20 protein-coding genes are annotated in these 20818 nt (G+C 60.7%); 14 read left to right on the plus strand and 6 right to left on the minus strand.

What is annotated here, in order from left to right; genetic code table 11:
- Window positions 1-250: 250 nt before the first annotated feature.
- Window positions 251-1567, plus strand: a complete 1317-nt coding sequence (gene brnQ / locus EKL15_RS07745) for a branched-chain amino acid transport system II carrier protein (RefSeq protein ID WP_038873241.1) — start codon at window positions 251-253, stop codon at window positions 1565-1567.
- Between the two features lie 73 nt (window positions 1568-1640).
- On the plus strand, window positions 1641-3047 hold the full coding sequence (gene proY / locus EKL15_RS07750; protein ID WP_019454218.1) for a proline-specific permease ProY: 1407 nt from the start codon (window positions 1641-1643) through the stop codon (window positions 3045-3047).
- Window positions 3048-3079: 32 nt separating this feature from the next.
- On the opposite strand, the gene EKL15_RS07755 is transcribed toward proY, so the two are convergent.
- Both EKL15_RS07755 and EKL15_RS07760 read right to left on the minus strand, forming a co-directional pair.
- The gene (locus EKL15_RS07755) at window positions 3080-3343 is read right to left on the minus strand and encodes a hypothetical protein (RefSeq protein ID WP_038873243.1); all 264 of its coding nucleotides are present in this window, start codon (window positions 3341-3343) and stop codon (window positions 3080-3082) included.
- A gap of 132 nt (window positions 3344-3475) precedes the next feature.
- On the minus strand, window positions 3476-4732 hold the full coding sequence (locus EKL15_RS07760; protein WP_100396227.1) for a mechanosensitive ion channel family protein: 1257 nt from the start codon (window positions 4730-4732) through the stop codon (window positions 3476-3478).
- 247 nt (window positions 4733-4979) lie between these two features.
- Here EKL15_RS07760 and malZ point away from each other — a divergent pair, with 247 nt between their 5' ends.
- On the plus strand, window positions 4980-6803 hold the full coding sequence (gene malZ / locus EKL15_RS07765; RefSeq protein WP_100396226.1) for a maltodextrin glucosidase: 1824 nt from the start codon (window positions 4980-4982) through the stop codon (window positions 6801-6803).
- A 53-nt stretch (window positions 6804-6856) separates the two neighbouring features.
- On the opposite strand, the gene ggt is transcribed toward malZ, so the two are convergent.
- The 3 genes from ggt to EKL15_RS07780 form a co-directional block, all read right to left on the minus strand.
- On the minus strand, window positions 6857-8620 hold the full coding sequence (gene ggt, locus EKL15_RS07770) for a gamma-glutamyltransferase (RefSeq protein WP_070915531.1): 1764 nt from the start codon (window positions 8618-8620) through the stop codon (window positions 6857-6859).
- A gap of 234 nt (window positions 8621-8854) precedes the next feature.
- Window positions 8855-9457, minus strand: a complete 603-nt coding sequence (locus EKL15_RS07775; protein WP_019454212.1) for a peroxiredoxin C — start codon at window positions 9455-9457, stop codon at window positions 8855-8857.
- Between the two features lie 229 nt (window positions 9458-9686).
- Window positions 9687-10268 (minus strand): ACP phosphodiesterase, encoded by a 582-nt coding sequence (locus EKL15_RS07780; RefSeq protein ID WP_046688353.1) that lies wholly within the window; start codon window positions 10266-10268, stop codon window positions 9687-9689.
- A 120-nt stretch (window positions 10269-10388) separates the two neighbouring features.
- Here EKL15_RS07780 and queA point away from each other — a divergent pair, with 120 nt between their 5' ends.
- The 5 genes from queA (at window position 10389) to secF (ending at window position 15873) form a co-directional block, all read left to right on the plus strand.
- Window positions 10389-11459, plus strand: a complete 1071-nt coding sequence (gene queA / locus EKL15_RS07785) for a tRNA preQ1(34) S-adenosylmethionine ribosyltransferase-isomerase QueA (RefSeq protein WP_016928878.1) — start codon at window positions 10389-10391, stop codon at window positions 11457-11459.
- Window positions 11460-11531: 72 nt separating this feature from the next.
- On the plus strand, window positions 11532-12656 hold the full coding sequence (tgt, locus tag EKL15_RS07790; protein ID WP_033647322.1) for a tRNA guanosine(34) transglycosylase Tgt: 1125 nt from the start codon (window positions 11532-11534) through the stop codon (window positions 12654-12656).
- Between the two features lie 33 nt (window positions 12657-12689).
- The gene (gene yajC / locus EKL15_RS07795) at window positions 12690-13022 is read left to right on the plus strand and encodes a preprotein translocase subunit YajC (RefSeq protein WP_004940391.1); all 333 of its coding nucleotides are present in this window, start codon (window positions 12690-12692) and stop codon (window positions 13020-13022) included.
- A gap of 24 nt (window positions 13023-13046) precedes the next feature.
- Complete coding sequence (gene secD / locus EKL15_RS07800; protein WP_071845295.1) at window positions 13047-14894, plus strand: protein translocase subunit SecD; 1848 nt, start codon at window positions 13047-13049, stop codon at window positions 14892-14894.
- Window positions 14895-14904: 10 nt separating this feature from the next.
- Window positions 14905-15873 carry a protein translocase subunit SecF gene (secF, locus tag EKL15_RS07805; RefSeq protein WP_019454209.1) on the plus strand — a complete coding sequence of 323 codons (969 nt, stop codon included), beginning with the start codon at window positions 14905-14907 and terminating at the stop codon, window positions 15871-15873.
- A 64-nt stretch (window positions 15874-15937) separates the two neighbouring features.
- On the opposite strand, the gene EKL15_RS07810 is transcribed toward secF, so the two are convergent.
- A complete protein-coding gene (locus tag EKL15_RS07810; RefSeq protein ID WP_060440583.1) occupies window positions 15938-16498 on the minus strand; it encodes a DUF3251 domain-containing protein in 561 nt (186 codons plus the stop codon).
- Window positions 16499-16673: 175 nt separating this feature from the next.
- On the opposite strand from EKL15_RS07810, the gene nrdR reads away from it, so the two are divergent.
- The 6 genes from nrdR to pgpA all read left to right on the plus strand — a co-directional run bounded on the left by nrdR (window position 16674) and on the right by pgpA (window position 20789).
- Window positions 16674-17123, plus strand: a complete 450-nt coding sequence (gene nrdR / locus EKL15_RS07815; RefSeq protein WP_004940387.1) for a transcriptional regulator NrdR — start codon at window positions 16674-16676, stop codon at window positions 17121-17123.
- Between the two features lie 10 nt (window positions 17124-17133).
- A complete protein-coding gene (gene ribD / locus EKL15_RS07820; RefSeq protein WP_100396225.1) occupies window positions 17134-18243 on the plus strand; it encodes a bifunctional diaminohydroxyphosphoribosylaminopyrimidine deaminase/5-amino-6-(5-phosphoribosylamino)uracil reductase RibD in 1110 nt (369 codons plus the stop codon).
- Between the two features lie 107 nt (window positions 18244-18350).
- Window positions 18351-18821, plus strand: a complete 471-nt coding sequence (gene ribE, locus EKL15_RS07825; RefSeq protein WP_004940385.1) for a 6,7-dimethyl-8-ribityllumazine synthase — start codon at window positions 18351-18353, stop codon at window positions 18819-18821.
- Window positions 18822-18841: 20 nt separating this feature from the next.
- On the plus strand, window positions 18842-19258 hold the full coding sequence (gene nusB / locus EKL15_RS07830; RefSeq protein ID WP_004940384.1) for a transcription antitermination factor NusB: 417 nt from the start codon (window positions 18842-18844) through the stop codon (window positions 19256-19258).
- Between the two features lie 51 nt (window positions 19259-19309).
- Entirely contained in the window at window positions 19310-20302 is a 993-nt protein-coding gene (gene thiL, locus EKL15_RS07835; RefSeq protein WP_060440581.1) for a thiamine-phosphate kinase, read from the plus strand.
- Window positions 20295-20789: a phosphatidylglycerophosphatase A gene (gene pgpA, locus EKL15_RS07840; protein WP_100396224.1), complete on the plus strand. Its 495-nt coding sequence runs from the start codon at window positions 20295-20297 to the stop codon at window positions 20787-20789. The genes thiL and pgpA overlap by 8 nt, the downstream gene beginning before the upstream one ends.
- Window positions 20790-20818 lie beyond the last annotated feature (29 nt).

Raw genomic sequence — 20818 nt, forward strand, 5'->3', positions numbered from 1 at the left:
TTGCCTTGAAGCGCTATAAACGTTTACCTTAGCCTTCGTTGTCGGATTAAACCTCCATTTTTATAACTCCTAAAATTTTGCCCATCTTCATGAGCGGCCACTTTCGAATAGGGACATAAACGCCGGATCTATTGCGTTTAGGGTGCTTATTTGGCGCTGCAACGATCGGGCATGCCGGCAACCGGGTGGGGCGTCACGCCACCACGCTATCGGACACTATTTTTCATTTGAACAGGCAACACGACATCGTATGAGTCATCGTTTAACGTCAAAAGATATCCTGGCACTGGGCTTTATGACCTTTGCCTTATTCGTCGGGGCCGGGAACATCATCTTCCCGCCGATGGTCGGCTTGCAGTCCGGTGAACACGTCTGGACCGCGGCGCTGGGCTTCCTGATCACCGCCGTCGGTCTGCCGGTCATCACCGTCATCGCGCTGGCGCGCGTCGGCGGCGGCATCGACGCCCTCAGCTCACCGATCGGCCGTGGCGCCGGCCTGCTGCTGGCGACCGTCTGCTACCTGGCCGTCGGCCCGCTGTTCGCCACGCCACGTACCGCCACCGTGTCGTTTGAAGTGGGTATCGCCCCGCTGACCGGCGACGGCGCCATGCCGCTGTTCATCTACAGCCTGGTGTACTTCGCGCTGGTGATCGGCATCTCCCTGTATCCGGGCCGTCTGCTCGACACCGTCGGCCACGTGTTGGCACCGCTGAAGATTGTGGCGCTGGCCGTATTGGGCATCGCCGCGCTGCTGTGGCCTGCCGGCGCGCCGATCCCGGCGACGGCGGCTTACCAGAGCGTGCCTTTCTCCTCCGGCTTCGTTAACGGCTATCTGACCATGGATACGCTGGGTGCGCTGGTATTCGGCATCGTTATCGTCAACGCGGCGCGCTCGCGCGGCGTGAAAGACGCCGGTCTGTTGACCCGTTACACCATTCTGGCCGGTTTGATTGCCGGCGTGGGCCTGACGCTGGTTTACCTGAGCCTGTTCAAGCTGGGCTCCGGCAGCGGCGCGCTGGTGCCTGACGCCACCAACGGCGCGGTGATCCTGCACGCTTACGTTCAGAACACCTTCGGCGGCCTGGGCAGCTTCTTCCTGGCGGCGCTGATCTTCATCGCCTGTATGGTGACCGCAGTCGGCCTGACCTGCGCCTGCGCCGAGTTCTTCGCGCAATACCTGCCGTTCTCGTACAAGACGCTGGTATTTATCCTGGGCCTGTTCTCGATGGTGGTGTCCAACCTCGGCCTGAGCCACCTGATCCAGATCTCCATTCCGGTGCTGACCGCGATTTATCCGCCGTGCATCGTGCTGGTGGTGCTGAGCTTCACCCTGCGTTGGTGGCACAGCGCGCCACGCATCATCGCGCCGGTGATGCTTGTCAGCCTGTTGTTTGGTATCCTTGACGCGGTGAAAGCCTCCAGTTTCCAGCAGCTGCTGCCGGCCTGGACCACTCACCTGCCGCTGGCGGAGCAGGGGTTGGCATGGTTGCCGCCTTCGCTGCTGATGCTGGTGCTGGTCGCGATTTATGATCGGGTGTGCACGCGTTCCCAAGTGACCGCGCACTGATAATCCCCCGGCTTAATCCAGGGCCACGGACATGTCCGTGGCTTTTTTACGTTTAAAACTATGGGTCATCTTCATGCAACAACAGTCACCCACCACTGCCCCCGACAATAAGCTGAAACGCGGCCTCAGTACGCGTCATATCCGCTTTATGGCGCTGGGATCGGCCATCGGCACCGGGTTGTTCTACGGCTCGGCGGACGCCATCAAAATGGCCGGCCCGAGCGTGCTGCTGGCTTACCTGATCGGCGGCATCGTGGCCTTTATCATCATGCGCGCCCTGGGGGAGATGTCGGTCAACAACCCGCAGGCCAGCTCGTTTTCCCGCTACGCGCAGGACTACCTCGGCCCGATGGCGGGTTACATCACCGGCTGGACCTACTGCTTTGAAATCCTGATCGTCGCCATCGCCGACGTGACCGCCTTCGGCATCTATATGGGGGTCTGGTTCCCGGAAGTGCCGCACTGGATCTGGGTGCTGAGCGTGGTGCTGATCATCGGCGCCATCAACCTGATGAGCGTCAAGGTATTCGGTGAGCTGGAGTTCTGGTTCTCGTTCTTCAAGGTCGCCACCATCATCATCATGATCGCGGCCGGCATCGGCATCATCATCTGGGGCATCGGCAATGGCGGGCAACCGACCGGCATTCATAACCTGTGGTCGAACGGCGGTTTCTTCAGCAACGGCTTTATCGGCATGATCCTGTCGCTGCAGCTGGTGATGTTCGCTTACGGCGGCATTGAAATCATCGGCATCACCGCCGGCGAAGCCAAAGATCCGAAAAAATCGATTCCCAAAGCCATCAACTCGGTGCCGTGGCGCATTCTGGTGTTCTACGTCGGCACGCTGTTCGTCATTATGTCTATCTACCCGTGGAACCAGGTAGGCACCAACGGCAGCCCGTTCGTGCTGACCTTCCAGCATATGGGCATCACCGTGGCGGCGGGCATTCTCAACTTCGTGGTGATCACCGCTTCGCTGTCGGCGATCAACAGCGACGTGTTCGGCGTCGGCCGCATGCTGCACGGCATGGCCGAGCAGGGCCACGCGCCGAAGATGTTCAGCAAGGTGTCGAAACGCGGCATTCCCTGGGTGACGGTGGTGGTGATGATGCTGGCGCTGCTGCTGGCGGTATATCTCAACTACATCATGCCGGAGAGCGTGTTCCTGGTGATCGCGTCCCTGGCGACCTTCGCCACCGTGTGGGTGTGGATCATGATCCTGTTCTCCCAAATCGCCTTCCGCCGCAGCCTGAGCAAAGAGCAGGTGAAGCAGCTGGCGTTCCCGCTGCGCGGTGGGGTGTTCACCTCGGTGGTGGCGATCGTGTTCCTGGTGTTCATCATCGGCCTGATCGGCTACTTCCCGACCACGCGCGTCTCGCTGTACGCCGGCCTGGTCTGGGTGGTATTGCTGCTGGCGGGATACTGGTTCAAGGTCAACCATCAGAAAAAACGCGCGCCGCTGGCGACGCAGCAAGACTAAATGGAAAAACACCGGCTAAGGCCGGTGTTTTTTTAGCGTTTGTCTTCCACTTCATCCTCCCCGGCGGCGCGCGCTTCGATACGCATGTCGCCGCCGTTAAGGCGTTCTTCCTCTTCCTCGCCGGCGCAGCGCGCCAGCACTTCGCGAATGTCCTGCATATTGCTGCTGAGGGCGCTCAGCGAAGGTTGCAGATTGCGGGGCATGCGGCTTTCGTCCAGCGAAGCGCTGTGCAGGCAGCCGATAAACAGCAGGGTGGCCATCAGGGTAAACAGCCGATGACGTAACCGTTTCAGCAAGGGCTTTCCCTCTCGGTGGTGAAGGTGATGGCGCATTAACGCCGTTTTCGCCGGGGAAAAGAAGGGGATGGAGATATCTGCTGGCAATTGAAAGAACATCATTACCAGCAGACACAGTTACGTCAGCCGACGTCAGGAAGCGTTCGCGTTTTGTAGCAGCATGCCGCGCAGGTCATTGCCGGTTGGCGTTTGATGCACGCGCAGGCCGAACTCGTCGATCACCGCCAGAATATGATCGAAAATATCCGCCTGAATGCTTTCATACTCCGCCCAGACCGTGGTGTTGGTGAAGGCGTAGATTTCCAGCGGCAGGCCTTCCGGCGTCGGCGCCAGCTGGCGCACCATCAGCGTCATGTTCTGGTGAATGCGCGGGTGAACGCGCAGATAGGCTTCCAGATAGGCGCGCAGCGTGCCGAGGTTGGTCAGGCGGCGGCCGTTGAGCGGCGAGGCCAGATCGACGGCGATCTCCTGGTTATGCTGGCTCAGCTCCTGGGTCTTGACGTTCAGGTAGCTGTGCAGCAGCGGGTTGCGCTGCAGGCGGCGCTGTTCCTCTTCCGACAGGAAGTGCACGCTGCCGGTGTCGATATTCAGGCTGCGTTTGATGCGACGTCCGCCGGATTCCGACATCGACCGCCAGTTTTTGAACGAGTCGGAGATCAGCGCGTAGGTGGGAATGGTGGTGACGGTGTTGTCCCAGTTACGCACTTTGACCGTGGTCAGGCCGATGTCGGTGACCGCGCCGTCGGCGCCATATTTCGGCATTTCCAGCCAGTCGCCGATCTTCAGCATATCGTTGGCGGAGAGCTGAATGCCGGCCACCAGCCCGAGGATCGGATCCTTGAACACCAACATCAAGACCGCGGTCATGGCGCCCAGGCCGCTAAGCAGCAGCAGCGGCGATTTGCCCATCAGCAGCGAGACGATCATGATGCCGATCAGGATCGCCGCCACCAGTTTCAGGCCCTGGAAAATGCCGCGCAGCGGCAGCTGATTGGAGATCGGGCTTTGGCGCAGCAGCGCCAGCAGCGTATCCAGCAGCGAGAACAGCGACAGCAGGGTGAAGGCGAGTATCCACACCTGCGCGGCGGTGACGATCACCGCCTGGGTCTGGCTGCCGCTCTGCAGCCACAGCGTCGCCTGGATGCTGATGATCACCCCTTGCAGCAGCAGCGCCACGCGCTGGAACAGTTTGTATTGGGTGATGGCCTGTTGCCAGACGCGCTGCGATTGCTGGCCACGGCGCTGAAGGGCGGCCAGCACCACCCGGTGCAGCACCAGGTGGATCGCGACCGAGATCAGGACAATCAACCCCAATACCATCAACAGCGACATCACTCCGCCGAATTCCAAACCAAATTGTTCCAGCCAGCGCGTTATCTGTTGTTGCATTACCGCTCCTTAAAAAATGCGCAAAAAATATCCTGTAAACTTAAAACGCGTTAGCCTAAGGGGTAACGTGCAGGATTTGTGCCTGTTTACCTTTTTTTACATCGGGTTAGCGTTATTTTTCGGTCTCCGCCCCCCGGCTCATCCCCGGGTTTTGCGGCCAGAGAGGAGGGGGAGTTGCACTTAACGTGGCATTGTTCGCTTCTTGAAGAACGCCGTCGATTTCGTTTGGTACAGCAGGAGAAACAGTATGCTTAACGCCTGGCATCAACCGGTCCCGCCTTTTGTGGTGAAGCAAGGGCAACGTTTGGATATCACGCTGTGGTTACAGGGGGATGAACTGCCGGAACGGGTGTTTTTGCGCGCCGAACCGGACAACGAAGAGTGGCTGCTGGTGATGAAAGCGCAGCGCCACGAGGGAATGCGGCGCTACCAGGCCAGCCTGACGCTGAATGAGGGCGAGCCGACGCGGCGTTACTGCTTCAAGCTGCTGTGGGCCGATCGCCAGCAGTGGTTCGGCCCGCAGGGCTGGTCGCCAACGCCGCCGGGCCAGCTGGCGCAGTTCGCCGTCGACGAGCCCGACCATGGCCCCGAGTGGGTGGCGGATCAGCTGTTCTACCAGATTTTCCCCGATCGCTTCGCCAGCAGCGGCGGCGAGCACGGCATCCAAAGCGGCAGCTACCGCCATCACGCGGCCGGCGCCGAGGTGATTCGGCGTGACTGGCAGCACCCGTTGGAGGATCGCCACGCCGCCTCGACCTTTTACGGCGGCGATCTGGACGGCATCAGCGCCAAACTGCCGTATTTGCAGCAGCTGGGCGTGACGGCGCTGTATCTGAACCCGATTTTTACCGCGCCGAGCGTGCATAAGTACGATACCGAGGACTATTACCAGGTCGATCCGCACTTTGGCGGCAACGCGGCGCTGCAGCGTTTGCGAGTGAGCACTCACAAGGTGGGCATGAAACTGGTGCTGGACGGGGTATTCAACCACACCGGCGACTCGCATCCGTGGTTCGACCGCCATCGCCAGGGCGAAAACGGCGCCTGTCACCACCCTGATTCACCGTATCGCGGCTGGTTCAACTTTTACCCGGACGGCCGCGCGCTCGACTGGAAGGGCAACGCCAGCCTGCCGAAGCTCAACTTCGCCGAGCCGCAAGTGGCGGAAGCGATCTATAGCGGAGAAGGCAGCGTGGTGCGCCACTGGCTGCGCCCGCCGTACAGCATCGACGGTTGGCGGCTGGACGTGGTGCACATGCTGGGGGAGAACGGCGGCGCCACCGGCAACCTACATCACCTGGCTGGCATCTATCAGGCGGTGAAGCAGGAGAACCCTCAGGCCTACGTCTTGGGCGAGCACTTCGGCGACGCGCGCCGCTGGTTGCACGCCGGCGTGGAGGATGCGGCGATGAACTACATGGGGTTCGCGCTGCCGGTGCGGGCATTTTTGGCGGGGCTGGACGTGGCCTATCACCCGGTGCGGCTGGACGCCGCCGGGTGTGCGCAGTGGATGGACGGTTACCGCGCCGGGCTGCCGCACGGCCGCCAGCTGATCCAGTTCAACCAGCTGGACAGCCACGATACCGCGCGTTTTCTCACGCTGTTGCAGGGGAACGCGGCGCGCATGCAAATGGCGGCGGTGTGGTTGCTGAGCTGGATTGGCGTGCCTTGTCTCTACTACGGCGATGAGATTGGTCTGGACGGCGGCAACGATCCGTTCTGCCGCAAGCCGTTCCCGTGGGACGTCGGCGACTGGGACCGGCCGCTGTTGGCGCTGTTCCAGCGCATGGCGGCGCTGCGTAAACAGAGCGTGGCATTGCGTCGCGGCGGCTGTCAGGTGCTGTATGCCAGCGGAGAAACGCTGGTGTTCGTGCGCCTGTATCAGCAGGAGCAGGTGCTGGTGGCGCTGCAGCGCGACGGCAGCGGCCAAGCGCAGCTGCCGCACAACCCACTGTTGGCGCGCGGCCCGTGGCGGCGTGTGGAAGGGCGGGGAGAGTTGAGCGAAACGGCAGGCGGGCTGCGCCTGCAGCTGGCGGAAGAGTCGGCCACCGTGTGGCGCTGCGAAGGCTAAAGCAACTGCGGGGGCCAAAGGGCCCCCGCGATAAAAGTGAGTAGGCGTTTACATCAGTAACCGACCGCAGAACCTGCCGGGCGACGCACGTCGTTGGCGCCGTACAGATAGCCTTCGCGCACCTTGCCGGAAACCGCCGAGTCGTTGCCGGAGTTGGCCGGGCTGACGCCCGCCGCGCCCGGCAAACCGACCAGAATCAGTTCGGCGGCGCCCCACGGCGTTTGCTCGACCATCTTATAGCCCATGCCGCTCAGCAGCTTCAGCGTATCGGCGGAAACGCCGCGCTGTTCGTAGTACACCTCATCCGGCAACCATTGGTGATGGATGCGCGGTGCGTCCACCGCTTCCTGCGGCGCCATGGCGTGGTCGATCACGTTCAACGCGGTCTGCAGGGTGATGGTGATGATGCGCGAACCGCCCGGCGAGCCCAGTACCATAAAGATCTTGTTGTCCTTGGTCACCAGCGTCGGGCTCATCGACGATAGTGGGCGCTTACCGGGGGCAATGCTGTTGGCGGTGCCCTGCACCAGTCCGTACAGGTTTTTCTCGCCCACTTTGACCGTAAAGTCGTCCATCTCGTCGTTGAGGAAGAAGCCGGTGCCCGGTGCGATCACCACGGCGCCGAAGCGGCCGTTGACGGTATAGGTGGTGGAGACCGCGTTGCCGTCGTGATCGACGATCGAATAGTGGGTGGTTTCCGGTTTCTCATGCGGTTCCATGCCGGGCTGCACGTTTTCCGACGGCGTGGCCTTGTCCGCGACGATTTTCTTGCGGATCTGCTCGGCGTAGCTCTTGCTCACCAGCCGGTCGATCGGGTTCTTGATGAATTCCGGGTCGCCGAGGTAGGTGTTGCGGTCCATATAGGCATGGCGCATCGCTTCGGTCATGGTGTGAATGGCCGCCGCCGAGTTGAAGCCCATGCTTTTCAGGTCGTAGCCTTCCACCACGTTGAGGATTTCGCACAGCGTCACGCCGCCGGAGCTGGGAGGCGGCGCCGACACGAACTTGTAGCCGCGATAGCTGCAGGTAATCGGCGGCGTTTCGGTGACCTTGTAATTGGCGAAGTCGGCGGCGGTCAATATGCCGCCGCTCTGTTTGGCCGCCGCCTCCACCGCCTGCGGGATCTTGCCTTTATAGAAGGCGTCGGTTCCTCCTTTGGCGATGGCTTCCAGCGTATTGGCCAGATCGGTTTGCACCAGCTTGTCCCCCGGCTGCAGCGGGCTGCCGTCCGGGCGCAGGAAGATTTTGGCCGACTCGGGATCCTGTTTGAAGCGTGCGACGGTGGTGTCGAGGATATCGGTATCGGCGCGGGTCAGCACAAAGCCTTCGCGCGCCAGCCTGATAGCCGGCGCCAGCACCTGTTCGCGGCTCAGCTTGCCGTACTTCTCACGCGCGGTTTCCATCCCCAGCACGGTGCCCGGCACGCCCGCCGCCAGATAGCCGTACAGGCTGGCGTCTTTCTTTACCTTGCCGTCGGCATCCAGATACATGTTGGCGCTGGCCGCCGCCGGCGCGGTTTCACGGAAGTTGATGAAGGTGTCGGTGCCGTCCGCCAGGTGGACGGTCATAAAGCCGCCGCCGCCGATGTTGCCGCAGCAAGGGTTAACCACCGCCTGAGCATAGCCCACCGCCACGGCGGCGTCGATGGCGTTGCCGCCCATCTTCAGGATATCCACGCCGACCTGCGAGGCCAGGTGTTGCGAGGTGACCACCATGCCGTTTTTGGCTTCCACCGCTGGGTTGGATGCCGCATACAGGCTGCCGCTGACCAGCAGCGCCGCCATGGTCAGGGGTTTGCTCCATTTCTGTAAAAACATAGTTATTCCTACCCTGTCAGTTTTTTATTGTGTTGTGTTTGCTTGCCGCTGTTCACTTGCAAAGCGCGAGCCAGCGTTATTGATAGTAGCCGCAGATGGGCGTGCGCGCGGCGAGCAGGGTGGGAAATGTGAGCGGAAACAGGGAAATAAAGCACTGAAGGTGGGCGGTCTGCCCCATAAAGGGGCATAAAAAAACCGGCCGCGTGGGCCGGTTGATTCACTATCAGGCTGAAATTACAGCTTGGCAGCGTTTTCAGACAGGTATTTTGCAACGCCGTCTGGGGAAGCGCCCATACCTGCTTTGCCTTTTTCCCACTGAGCCGGGCACACTTCACCGTGCTCTTCGTGGAATTGCAGCGCGTCAACGGTACGGATCATTTCGTCGATGTTACGGCCGATTGGCAGGTCGTTAACAACCTGAGCACGCACGATGCCGTCTTTGTCGATCAGGAAGGAGCCGCGCAGCGCAACGCCGGCTTCCGGGTGTTCGATGCCGTAAGCTTTCTGGATTTCACGCTTGATGTCAGCAACCATTGCGTATTTCACTTCACCGATGCCGCCTTTGTCGACAGGGGTTTTACGCCATGCGTTGTGGACGAACTCTGAGTCGAAGGAAACGCCAACCACTTCAACGCCACGCTTCTGGAACTCTTCATAGCGGTGATCGAAAGCGATCAGCTCGGAAGGGCATACGAAGGTGAAGTCCATTGGCCAGAAGAACAGCACGGCCGGTTTGCCGTTCAGGTGCTTCTTCAGGTTGAAGTTTTCAACGATTTCGCCGCTACCCAGTACGGCAGCTGCAGTGAAGTCAGGGGCTTGACGAGTTACCAGGACCATAATTACTCCTGTAATAGGTGTTAAAGGGTGGATGTAAAAACAAGGGCCAGTATAGGGGCCGCGACTTGGTGAATAAAGGGTAAAAGACCAATCGATGAGATAGCTTTCACCTATCAAAGTCGTTGATATAATTTAGCGAGCTTTAAAAATAACCTTTTCCCACAAAAGGGCAAGCGGCAAAACGTAAATTCTTGCAAGGCGTTGCAATTTCAATGGCTTGGGCTTGACCTCAGAGCGCTTTGTCCTTCGCCTGCCGCATCATTTGCGGGTAAAACTGCCAGAACTGTGTTTCAAGCTGATGATAATGTTGCTCGACGTCGGCGAACGAGCCGGCCAGCGCATCGAGGCGCGGGCGGCGGCTGGCCATGCCCTGCAGCACCCGGGCGATGAACGGCAATTCGGCGTAGCGCTCCAGCCAGCGTTCCGGCCACAGGTAGCCGTTCAGGTTTTGAAAGCGCGGCGGCGTGAGCGGCAGAAAAGGTTCGATCTGGCTGCGGGCTTCCTGGGTAAACTGGTGCAGGTCGCGCGAAGGCTCCAGCTGCTGCCAGTGGCGCGCCAGAAAATGGTCCCACACCACGTCGAGGGTGATTGGCGCCACGCGGCGGTAGGGGGCGCTGAAATAGTCGCGGCTGGCTTTGACCTGCGGCAGGCTGTCGGTCAGCACGTCGACGCGGCGGTGCATCATGATGCCGGCCACCACGTCGGGCTGGTAGTCGGCGGCGGGGTTGCCGCGCACGAAATCGGCCAGCAGGTTGCCCAGCAGCGAGCTGTCCGCCAGCATGGCCAGGTGAAGATGAGCGAGAAAATTCATCCCTCAACTATACCCGAAGTCAGGCAAATCCTCCTTATTTCTTGCCGCTGACCGCCCCCGGCTTTAGACTAGGCCGCCTGTTTTTTACCAACCAGCCCTAAATTGAAGAAGTGAATACCCATGCGCGTCGCTGATTTTTCGTTTGAACTTCCCGAATCCCTGATTGCCCACTATCCCCAGGCCGAACGCAGCGCATGCCGCCTGCTGCAGCTGGACGGGCCGAGCGGGGCGCTGACGCACGGCGTATTCACCGATCTGCTGGATAAGCTGGAAGCCGGCGACCTGCTGGTGTTCAACAATACCCGCGTGATCCCGGCGCGCATGTTCGGCCGCAAGGTCAGTGGCGGCAAGATTGAAGTGCTGGTGGAGCGCGTGCTGGACGACCATCGCGTGCTGGCGCACGTGCGCGCGTCGAAAGCGCCGAAGCCGGGCGCCGAGCTGCTGTTGGGGGATGACGAGAGCATCGCCGCCACCATGGTAGCGCGCCACGAGACGCTGTTCGAGCTGCGCTTCAACGACGAACGCGACGTGTTCACTATCCTCAACGCCGCTGGCCACATGCCGCTGCCGCCTTATATCGCCCGCCCGGATGAAGACGCGGACCGCGAGCTGTATCAGACGGTCTACAGCGAGAAACCCGGCGCGGTCGCCGCGCCGACCGCCGGCCTGCACTTCGACGAACCGCTGCTGGCGGCGCTGCGCGCCAAGGGCGTGGAAATGGCGTTCGTGACGCTGCACGTCGGCGCCGGCACCTTCCAGCCGGTGCGCGTGGAAACCATCGAAGATCACGTGATGCACGCCGAATACGCCGAAGTGCCGCAGGACGTGGTCGATGCGGTGCTGGCCTGCAAGGCGCGCGGCAAACGCGTCGTGGCGGTGGGCACCACCTCGGTGCGCTCGCTGGAAAGCGCCGCGGCGGCCAGCAAAGAGGCGCTGATTGCGCCGTTCTTCGGCGATACCAGCATCTTTATCTATCCGGGCTATCACTATCAGGTGATCGACGCGCTGGTGACCAATTTCCACCTGCCGGAATCGACCCTGATCATGCTGGTGTCGGCCTTCGCCGGCTATAAAAATACCATGAACGCCTATCAGCAGGCGGTGGCCGAGCAGTATCGCTTTTTCAGCTACGGCGATGCGATGTTCATCAGCCGTAACCCGCAGGCGGAAAACGAGTCCGTCGGCGGTTAATTTCCCGGGCTGCGCCCACGGCGCGGCCCCGTTTCAACGACATCAGACTGTTTCTCTGATGCTGGAGGCTTTGTGAAGTACGAACTACAAACTACCGATGGCCGCGCGCGTCGCGGCCGCCTGATCTTCGACCGCGGCGTGGTGGAAACCCCGGCCTTTATGCCGGTCGGTACCTACGGCACGGTCAAGGGCATGACGCCGGAAGAAGTGAAAGAGACCGGCGCACAGATCCTGCTGGGCAACACCTTCCACCTGTGGCTGCGCCCGGGCCAGGAGATCATGAAACTGCACGGCGATCTGCACGACTTCATGCAGTGGCATGGGCCGATCCTTACCGATTCCGGCGGTTTCCAGGTATTCAGCCTGGGGGCGATGCGCAAGATCAAAGAGGAAGGCGTGTACTTCCGCAACCCGATCAACGGCGACAAGGTGTTCCTGAGCCCGGAAAAATCGATGGAAATCCAGTATGACCTGGGTTCCGACATCGTGATGATCTTCGACGAATGTACGCCGTATCCGGCCGACTGGGACTACGCCAAGCGTTCGATGGAAATGTCGCTGCGCTGGGCGGAGCGCAGCCGCAAGCGTTTCGACGAGCTGGAAAATAAAAATGCGCTGTTCGGCATCATTCAGGGCGGTGTTTACGAAGATTTACGTGATGTTTCCGTCAAAGGGCTGGTGGATATCGGCTTTGACGGGTACGCTGTGGGCGGCTTGGCTGTAGGCGAGCCGAAAGAGGATATGCATCGCATTCTTGAACACGTTTGCCCGCAAATTCCGGAAGATAAGCCACGCTATTTGATGGGCGTCGGCAAGCCGGAAGATTTGGTGGAAGGCGTGCGTCGCGGCATCGACATGTTCGACTGCGTCATGCCGACCCGCAACGCCCGCAACGGCCATCTGTTCGTGACTGACGGTGTGGTAAAAATCCGTAATGCCAAGCACAAGGATGATACTTCTCCGCTGGATAAGGACTGTGATTGCTACACGTGTCGCCATTACAGCCGCGCCTACTTGCACCATCTCGACCGTTGCAACGAAATATTGGGTGCTCGACTGAACACGATTCATAACCTGCGTCACTACCAGCGCCTCATGGCGGGTTTACGCCAGGCTATCGAAGAGGGTAAATTAGAGCAGTTTGTTGCGGATTTCTATGGTCGGATCGGCAAGCCGATTCCGCCTTTAAACGCTTGATCTAATAATTGATAACTTAATGAGGGAATTTCAATGAGCTTTTTCATTTCTGACGCCGTCGCATCCGCAGGGGCTCCGGCTCAGGGAAGCCCGTACTCTCTGATCATTATGCTGGTGGTGTTCGGCCTGATCTTCTACTTCATGATCCTGCGCCCACAGCAGAAGCGCGCTAAAGATCACAAGAAGCTGATGGACTCCATCGGTAAAGGCGACGAAGTGCTGACCACCGGCGGCCTGATCGGTCGTGTGACCAAAGTGGCCGACACCGGCATCATCGCCATCGCGCTGAACGACACCACGGAAGTGATGATCAAGCGTGACTTCGTGGCGGCCGTTCTGCCGAAAGGTACCATGAAGGCCCTGTAATCTTTTTTCCCGAAGGGAATTGCCGTGCTAAACCGTTATCCTTTGTGGAAGTATCTGATGTTGATCGTCGTGATCCTCGTCGGTCTGCTTTATGCGCTTCCCAACATCTACGGTGAGGATCCGGCCGTACAAATCACTGGCGCGCGCGGCGTCGCCGCCAGTGAAACTACGCTGGACCAGGTCCGTACCGTATTAGAAAAAGACAACATCGCGAGCAAGTCGATTGCGCTGGAAAATGGCGCCATCCTGGCTCGCTTTAAAGATCCTGACGTTCAGCTGCGCGCCCGCGAAGCGCTGGTGACCGAGCTGGGTGACAAATTCGTCGTGGCGCTGAACCTGGCGCCGGCCACGCCGACCTGGCTGGCCATGCTGGGCGCAGAGCCGATGAAACTCGGCCTGGACCTGCGCGGCGGCGTGCACTTCCTGATGGAAGTGGACATGGACACCGCGCTGAGTAAGCTGCAGGAACAGACCATGGATACCCTGCGCAGCGAGCTGCGCGAGAAGGGCATTCCTTACGCGTCTATCCGCAAGCTGGACAACAACGGCGTGGAAGTTCGCTTCCGTGACGATGCGGCCCGCGATCAGGCCATCAGCTACATCGGCCCGCGTCAGCGCGATCTGGTGCTGTCCGCCAACGGCGCCAACACCATGAAAGCCAGCCTGACGGACGCCCGTCTGAGCGAAGCGCGCGAATACGCCGTCCAGCAGAACATCACTATCCTGCGTAACCGCGTCAACCAGCTCGGCGTCGCCGAACCGCTGGTGCAGCGCCAGGGCGCCGACCGCATCGTGGTCGAGCTGCCGGGCATTCAGGACACCGCGCGTGCCAAAGAAATTCTGGGCGCCACCGCGACCCTGGAGTTCCGTCTGGTGAACACCAATGCGGACGCCACTGCGGCGGCCAACGGCCGCGTGCCGGGCGATTCCGAGGTGAAATACACCCGTGACGGCCAGCCGATCGTGCTGTACAAGCGCGTGATCCTGACCGGTGACCACATCACCGACTCCACCTCGAGCACCGACGAATACAACCAGCCGCAGGTTAACATCTCGCTGGACAGCGCCGGTGGCACGTCCATGTCCAACTTCACCAAGGACAACATCGGTAAGCCGATGGCGACCCTGTTCGTGGAGTATAAGGACAGCGGCAAGAAAGACGCCAACGGCCGTGCGGTGCTGGTGAAACAGGAAGAAGTGATCAACGTGGCGAACATTCAGTCGCGTCTGGGCAACAGCTTCCGCATCACCGGTATCGGCAACCCGAACGAAGCGCGTCAGCTTTCGCTGCTGCTGCGTGCGGGCGCGCTGATCGCGCCGATTCAGATCGTCGAAGAGCGCACCATCGGTCCAACCCTGGGTCAGCAGAACATTACCCAAGGTCTGGAAGCCTGTCTGTGGGGCCTGGTGGCGTCCATCGTCTTCATGGTGGTCTGGTACCGTAAGTTCGGCGTGATCGCCACCACGGCGCTGGTCGCCAACCTGGTGCTGATCGTCGGCGTGATGTCCCTGTTGCCAGGGGCGACGCTGACCATGCCGGGCATTGCCGGGATCGTGTTGACGCTGGCGGTGGCGGTTGACGCCAACGTACTGATTAACGAACGTATCAAGGAAGAGCTGAAGAACGGCAGGTCCGTTCAGCAGGCGATCCATGAAGGCTATAAAGGCGCGTTCTCCAGTATCGTCGACGCCAACATCACCACGCTGATCACCGCGGTCATCCTGTACGCAGTGGGCACCGGTTCGATCAAAGGCTTTGCGATCACCACCGCTATCGGTGTGGCGACGTCCATGTTCACCGCGATTGTCGGTACCCGTGCCATCGTCAACCTGCTTTACGGCGGCAAACGCATTAACAAGCTGTCTATCTGAGGAGTGCGTTGTGGCACAGGATTATACTGTTGAGCAACTCAACTACGGCCGTAAAGTCTACGACTTTATGCGCTGGGACTACGTGGCCTTCGGCATCTCGTTGGTGCTGTTGGTCGCGTCGATCGCCACCATGTCGGTGCGCGGGTTTAACTGGGGTCTGGATTTCACCGGCGGTACGGTGATTGAAATCAACCTGGAGAAACCGGCCAATCTCGACCTGATGCGCGATACGCTGGAGAAGGCCGGGTTCCAGGATCCGATCATCCAGAATTTCGGCAGCAGCCGCGACGTGATGGTGCGTATGCCACCGGCGACCGGCACCGCAGGCCAGGAACTGGGCAACAAGGTGATCGGCGTGATCAACGACTCGGTGGACAAAAACGCCACCGTGAAGCGCATTGAGTTCGTCGGCCCGAGCGTGGGCAGCGAGCTGGCGCAAACCGGTGGCATGGCGCTGCTGGTGGCGTTGATCTGTATCCTGATCTACGTCGGTTTCCGCTTCGAATGGCGCCTGGCGCTGGGGGCGGTTATCGCGCTGGCGCACGACGTGATCATCACGCTGGGCGTGCTGTCGCTGTTCCACATCGAGATTGACCTGACCATCGTCGCGTCCCTGATGTCGGTTATCGGTTACTCGCTGAACGACAGCATCGTGGTTTCCGACCGTATTCGTGAGAACTTCCGCAAGATCCGCCGCGGCACGCCTTACGAAATCATGAACGTGTCGTTGACCCAGACGCTGAGCCGTACGCTGATGACTTCCGGGACCACCCTGATGGTGGTGCTGATGCTGTACATCTTCGGTGGCGCGATGCTGCAAGGCTTCTCGCTGGCGATGCTGATCGGCGTGTCGATCGGTACCGTTTCCTCCATCTACGTCGCGTCCGCGCTGGCGTTGAAGCTGGGGATGAAACGCGAACACATGCTGCAGCAAAAAGTGGAAAAAGAGGGCGCAGATCAGCCTTCGATTCTGCCTTAACCGCCGCAGTATTCAGCGAAATGAGAAGGAGCGCCGATGGCGCTCCTTTTTTTTGCTTCGGGTTTCAGTGCGGCTGCACCACCGCCGGTTGGGCGGTCGAAACCAGACTGTGCAGGCGGATATAGCCCAGCTGTTCCGGCGTCAGGCCGCTGAAGCGCAGTTCGAAGTCCTGGCCGGGTTTTGGCAGCAGTGAATCGGCGCTGGCGATCGGTTGCGACAGCGCCTCGGCGGTCAACGGCCGGCCGGTGGCTTCATCCAGTGGGCCCCATTCCACCACCGCGTTGAACGGCGGCAGCGTGGCCTGCGAGAGGATGCGCACATGCAGCTGCGCCTGCGTGCCGTTGGCTTCGCTCTTGATGTGGCTCAGCGAAACGCTCAGTTCGCCGAGGCTGCTCTGCAAACGGGCGGCGCTCCGGGCTGCCGGCAGCAGGTAGACGCCGTTGTCGGAGTGCTGATTGAGCTGATTCTGCCGCTCCAGCGCGGTGGTTTGATCGGTCAGCACGCTCACTTTCTGGTTCAGCGCGGCGACCTGATGGCGCAGCTGAGGCACGGCGGCGTTGTGCGCGCAGCCCGTCAACAACACGGCGGCGGCGAGCAGGGCGATTTTGGGGTAACAGGTTGTCATGTCGGCGATTTCCTATGCTGAATCTCCTGCTATCAGCTTAGTCCGCCCGGAGGGGAAAGTCATATCGGTGCCGCTTCCTGGCCGCGTGTCGCAACAAATGGCCGCCGCCCTTTGTTGTGGCTGCACTTCGGGGTAAACTGCTTTTATCTATAAAAAACGTTTATCAGGACGTGTTATGCATTGCCCTTTCTGCGCCGCCGTTGATACCAAAGTCATTGATTCCCGCCTGGTGGGGGATGGTTCGCAAGTGCGCCGTCGCCGCCAGTGTCTGGTGTGCAATGAACGCTTCACCACCTTTGAGGTGGCCGAGCTGGTGATGCCGCGAGTGATTAAAAGCGATGAGGTGCGCGAGCCGTTCAACGAAGACAAACTGCGCCGCGGCATGCTGAAAGCGCTGGAAAAGCGCCCGGTCAGCTCGGACGACGTGGAAAACGCCCTTAACCATATCAAATCCCAACTGCGCGCCACCGGCGAACGCGAAGTGCCGACCAAGTTGGTGGGCAATCTGGTGATGGACGCGCTGAAAAAGCTGGATAAGGTCGCCTATATTCGCTTCGCGTCGGTGTACCGCAGCTTCGAAGACGTGCGCGAGTTCGGCGAAGAGATTGCCCGCCTGCAAGACTAAAGGATCTTTCATGCATCACGACGAATTTTACATGGCGCGCGCCTTCGAACTGGCGCGGCTGGGGCGTTTTACCACCGCGCCCAATCCGAACGTCGGCTGCGTTATCGTGCGCGACGGCGAAATTGTCGGTGAAGGCTATCATCTGCGCGCCGGCGAGCCGCACGCAGAAGTGCACGCGCTGCGCATGGCGGGCGACAAGGCGCGCGGCGCCACCGCCTATGTCACGCTCGAGCCGTGCAGCCATCACGGCCGCACGCCGCCCTGTGCCGATGCGCTGGTGGCCGCCGGCGTGACGCGGGTGGTCGCGGCGATGCAAGATCCTAACCCGCAGGTGGCGGGACGCGGGCTGTACAAGCTGCAGCAGGCCGGCGTCGAGGTGCGGCACGGCCTGATGCTGGCCGAGGCCGAAGCGGTCAATCTGGGCTTCCTCAAGCGCATGCGCACCGGCTTCCCTTACGTGCAGCTGAAGCTGGGCGCGTCGCTGGACGGCCGCACGGCGATGGCCTCCGGTGAGAGCCAGTGGATCACCTCACCCGAAGCGCGTCAGGACGTGCAGCGCCTGCGCGCGCAGAGCGCCGCCATCCTCAGCACCAGCGCCACCGTGCTGGCGGACGATCCGTCGCTGACGGTGCGTTGGGATGAATTGGACGCCGAGACGCAGCGCCTCTATCCGCGCGACAATCTACGCCAGCCGCTGCGCATCCTGCTCGACAGCCAAAACCGCATTACCCCGCAGCACCGCGTGGTGCAGCAGCCGGGCGCCACCTGGCTGGCGCGCCTGCAGGCGGATGAACGGACCTGGCCGCAAGACGTTGAACAGTTTATCTGCCCGGCGCACGGCGGCGGCGTCGATCTGGTGGTGATGATGATGCTGTTGGCCAAGCGCCAGGTGAATTCAATCTGGGTGGAGGCGGGCGCATCGCTGGCCGGTGCGTTGCTGCAGGCCGGCCTGGTGGATGAGCTCATTTTGTACATCGCGCCGAAACTGTTGGGCGATAATGGCCGTGGCCTGTGCCACCTGCCGGGCCTGGAGCGATTGGCCGACGCGCCGGAATTCGTCTTTAGCGACGTGCGTCAGGTCGGCCCCGATCTGCGTTTGCGCCTGCGGGCGAAACACTGAATCTCGCGCCCGCGCGCCGGTTTTACAAAAGCGCCGCGCAGGCGATGAAAGAATATGATAGAATCCGCCCCCCTGCGGGGTATTGAACCCATTTTTAAGGAAAGCCCATGAAAGTTATCGAAGGTGTTGTTGCTACTCCAAATGCCCGTGTGGCGATCGCAATTGCACGTTTTAACAATTTCATCAACGACAGCCTGCTGGAAGGCGCCATCGACGCGCTGAAACGCATTGGTCAGGTTGCTGACGACAACATCACCGTTGTCTGGGTCCCGGGCGCTTACGAGCTGCCGCTGACGGCGAGCGTATTGGCCAAAACCGGCAAATACGACGCGGTTATCGCGCTGGGCACCGTTATCCGTGGGGGCACCGCGCACTTCGAATATGTGGCGGGCGAAGCCAGCTCCGGCATCGGCAACGTTGCGATGAATGCCGAAATCCCGGTTGCTTTTGGCGTGCTGACCACCGAAAGCATCGAGCAGGCGATCGAACGCGCCGGCACCAAAGCGGGCAACAAGGGCGCTGAAGCCGCGCTGACCGCACTTGAAATGATTAATGTTATCAAAGCTATTAAAGCCTGAATTTAGTTAAGGGGAATTCCGTGAAACCTGCTGCTCGTCGCCGCGCTCGTGAGTGCGCTGTTCAAGCGCTTTACTCTTGGCAGTTGTCTAAAAACGACCTTGCCGATGTTGAACACCAGTTCCTGACGGAGCAGGATGTCAAAGATGTTGACGTCGCCTATTTTCGCGAGTTGCTGTCCGGCGCGGCAGTGAATGCAGGTATGCTGGACGAACTGATGGCGCCTTACCTGTCGCGTCAGCTCGAAGAGCTGGGTCAGGTGGAGCGCGCGGTGCTGCGCGTCGCGCTGTTTGAACTGAAAATGCGCGAGGATGTCCCTTACAAGGTGGCAATCAACGAAGCGATCGAACTGGCGAAAACCTTCGGCGCGGAAGACAGCCACAAGTTTGTGAACGGGGTGCTGGATAAAGTGGCGCCAACCCTTCGCAAGAAAAAGTAAAACTTTAAGGCCGGCATTCCCGGCCTTAATTTCTTCTAGTGGAATATCGATATGGCATGCGGCGAATTTGACCTCATTGCCCGCTATTTTGACCGGTTTAAGCGCGTGCGCCGGGATGTACAGTTGGGCATTGGAGATGACTGCGCACTGCTGGCAGTGCCGGAAAAACAGCTGGTGGCCGTCAGTACCGATACGTTGGTCGCGGGCATTCACTTCCTGCCGGACATCGATCCGGCCGATCTCGGCTATAAGGCGCTGGCGGTCAATCTGAGCGATCTGGCGGCGATGGGCGCCGATCCGGCCTGGCTTTCGCTGGCGCTGACCCTGCCGGAGGTGGACGAGCCCTGGCTGAAGGCCTTCAGCGACAGCCTGTTCGATCAGCTCAACTATTATGGCATGCAACTGATCGGCGGCGATACCACGCGCGGGCCGCTGAGCATGACGTTGACCATTCAGGGGTTGATCCCGGCCGGCCGGGCGCTGACCCGCAGCGGTGCGCGCATCGGCGACTGGATCTATGTGACCGGCACGCTGGGCGACAGCGCCGCCGGTCTGGCGATCCTGCAGGATCGCCTGGCGGTGAAGGATGCGGCGGCGCGCGATTATCTGGTCGCCCGCCATCTGCGGCCGCAGCCGCGGGTGCTGCAGGGGCAGGCGCTGCGGGATCTGGCCAGCTCGGCGATCGACATCTCCGACGGCCTGATTTCCGATCTGAAGCATATCCTGAAGGCCAGCGACTGTGGCGCGCGCATCGTGCTGGACGAGCTGCCGATGTCGCAGGCGCTGAGCGGCCACGCCGATGCCGAGCAGGCGCTGCGCTGGGCGCTGGCGGGCGGCGAAGATTATGAGCTGTGCTTCACCGTGCCGGAGATCAACCGCGGCGCGCTGGAAGTGGCGCTGAGCCACCTCGGGGCCGACTACACCTGCATCGGCCAAATTGGCCCGCTGTCTGAAGGCATCCGCTATTATCGCAACGACGAAGCGGTAGAGCTGGATTGGATTGGGTTCGATCATTTCAACGCGGAGCCGGGCACCCATGGATGAGGCCAAGCGTCGGCTGCGGATGAGCAATCCGTGGCACCTGCTGGCCACCGGGTTTGGCAGCGGTTTGTCGCCGGTGATGCCGGGCACCATGGGATCGCTGGCGGCGATCCCGTTCTGGCTGCTGCTGATCCAGCTACCGTGGCAGCTTTACTCGCTGGCGGTGATGTTCAGCATCTGCATCGGCGTCTATATTTGCCACCGCACGGCAAAAGACATGAAGGTGCACGATCACGGCAGCATCGTCTGGGACGAGTTCGTCGGCATGTGGATCACGCTGATGGCGCTGCCGGTCAACGACTGGCGCTGGGTTGTCGCCGGTTTCGTCATCTTCCGCATTCTGGATATGTGGAAACCGTGGCCGATCCGCTGGTTCGACCGCAACGTGCATGGCGGCATGGGCATCATGGTCGACGATATCATCGCCGGCGTGCTGTCCGCCGGCATCATCTACCTGATTGGGCACCACTGGCCGATCGGGCTGTTCTGACAGACGGGCGCGCTGTTTCGCGCCCGTCT

Origin of the sequence: Serratia sp. 4542 (genome assembly GCF_016805595.1) — a bacterium.
In the GTDB taxonomy this organism is placed as follows: Bacteria; Pseudomonadota; Gammaproteobacteria; order Enterobacterales; family Enterobacteriaceae; genus Serratia; species Serratia nevei.

Excerpts from the sequence above, each read along its gene's own strand:
- brnQ (WP_038873241.1), top strand. The coding sequence starts at position 251 with ATGAGTCATCGTTTAACGTCAAAAGATATCCTGGCACTGGGCTTTATG.
- proY (WP_019454218.1), top strand. The coding sequence starts at position 1,641 with ATGCAACAACAGTCACCCACCACTGCCCCCGACAATAAGCTGAAACGC.
- EKL15_RS07760 (WP_100396227.1), bottom strand. The coding sequence starts at position 4,732 with ATGCAACAACAGATAACGCGCTGGCTGGAACAATTTGGTTTGGAATTC.
- malZ (WP_100396226.1), top strand. The coding sequence starts at position 4,980 with ATGCTTAACGCCTGGCATCAACCGGTCCCGCCTTTTGTGGTGAAGCAA.
- ggt (WP_070915531.1), bottom strand. The coding sequence starts at position 8,620 with ATGTTTTTACAGAAATGGAGCAAACCCCTGACCATGGCGGCGCTGCTG.
- EKL15_RS07775 (WP_019454212.1), bottom strand. The coding sequence starts at position 9,457 with ATGGTCCTGGTAACTCGTCAAGCCCCTGACTTCACTGCAGCTGCCGTA.
- EKL15_RS07780 (WP_046688353.1), bottom strand. The coding sequence starts at position 10,268 with ATGAATTTTCTCGCTCATCTTCACCTGGCCATGCTGGCGGACAGCTCG.
- queA (WP_016928878.1), top strand. The coding sequence starts at position 10,389 with ATGCGCGTCGCTGATTTTTCGTTTGAACTTCCCGAATCCCTGATTGCC.
- yajC (WP_004940391.1), top strand. The coding sequence starts at position 12,690 with ATGAGCTTTTTCATTTCTGACGCCGTCGCATCCGCAGGGGCTCCGGCT.
- EKL15_RS07810 (WP_060440583.1), bottom strand. The coding sequence starts at position 16,498 with ATGACAACCTGTTACCCCAAAATCGCCCTGCTCGCCGCCGCCGTGTTG.
- nrdR (WP_004940387.1), top strand. The coding sequence starts at position 16,674 with ATGCATTGCCCTTTCTGCGCCGCCGTTGATACCAAAGTCATTGATTCC.
- ribD (WP_100396225.1), top strand. The coding sequence starts at position 17,134 with ATGCATCACGACGAATTTTACATGGCGCGCGCCTTCGAACTGGCGCGG.
- ribE (WP_004940385.1), top strand. The coding sequence starts at position 18,351 with ATGAAAGTTATCGAAGGTGTTGTTGCTACTCCAAATGCCCGTGTGGCG.
- thiL (WP_060440581.1), top strand. The coding sequence starts at position 19,310 with ATGGCATGCGGCGAATTTGACCTCATTGCCCGCTATTTTGACCGGTTT.
- pgpA (WP_100396224.1), top strand. The coding sequence starts at position 20,295 with ATGGATGAGGCCAAGCGTCGGCTGCGGATGAGCAATCCGTGGCACCTG.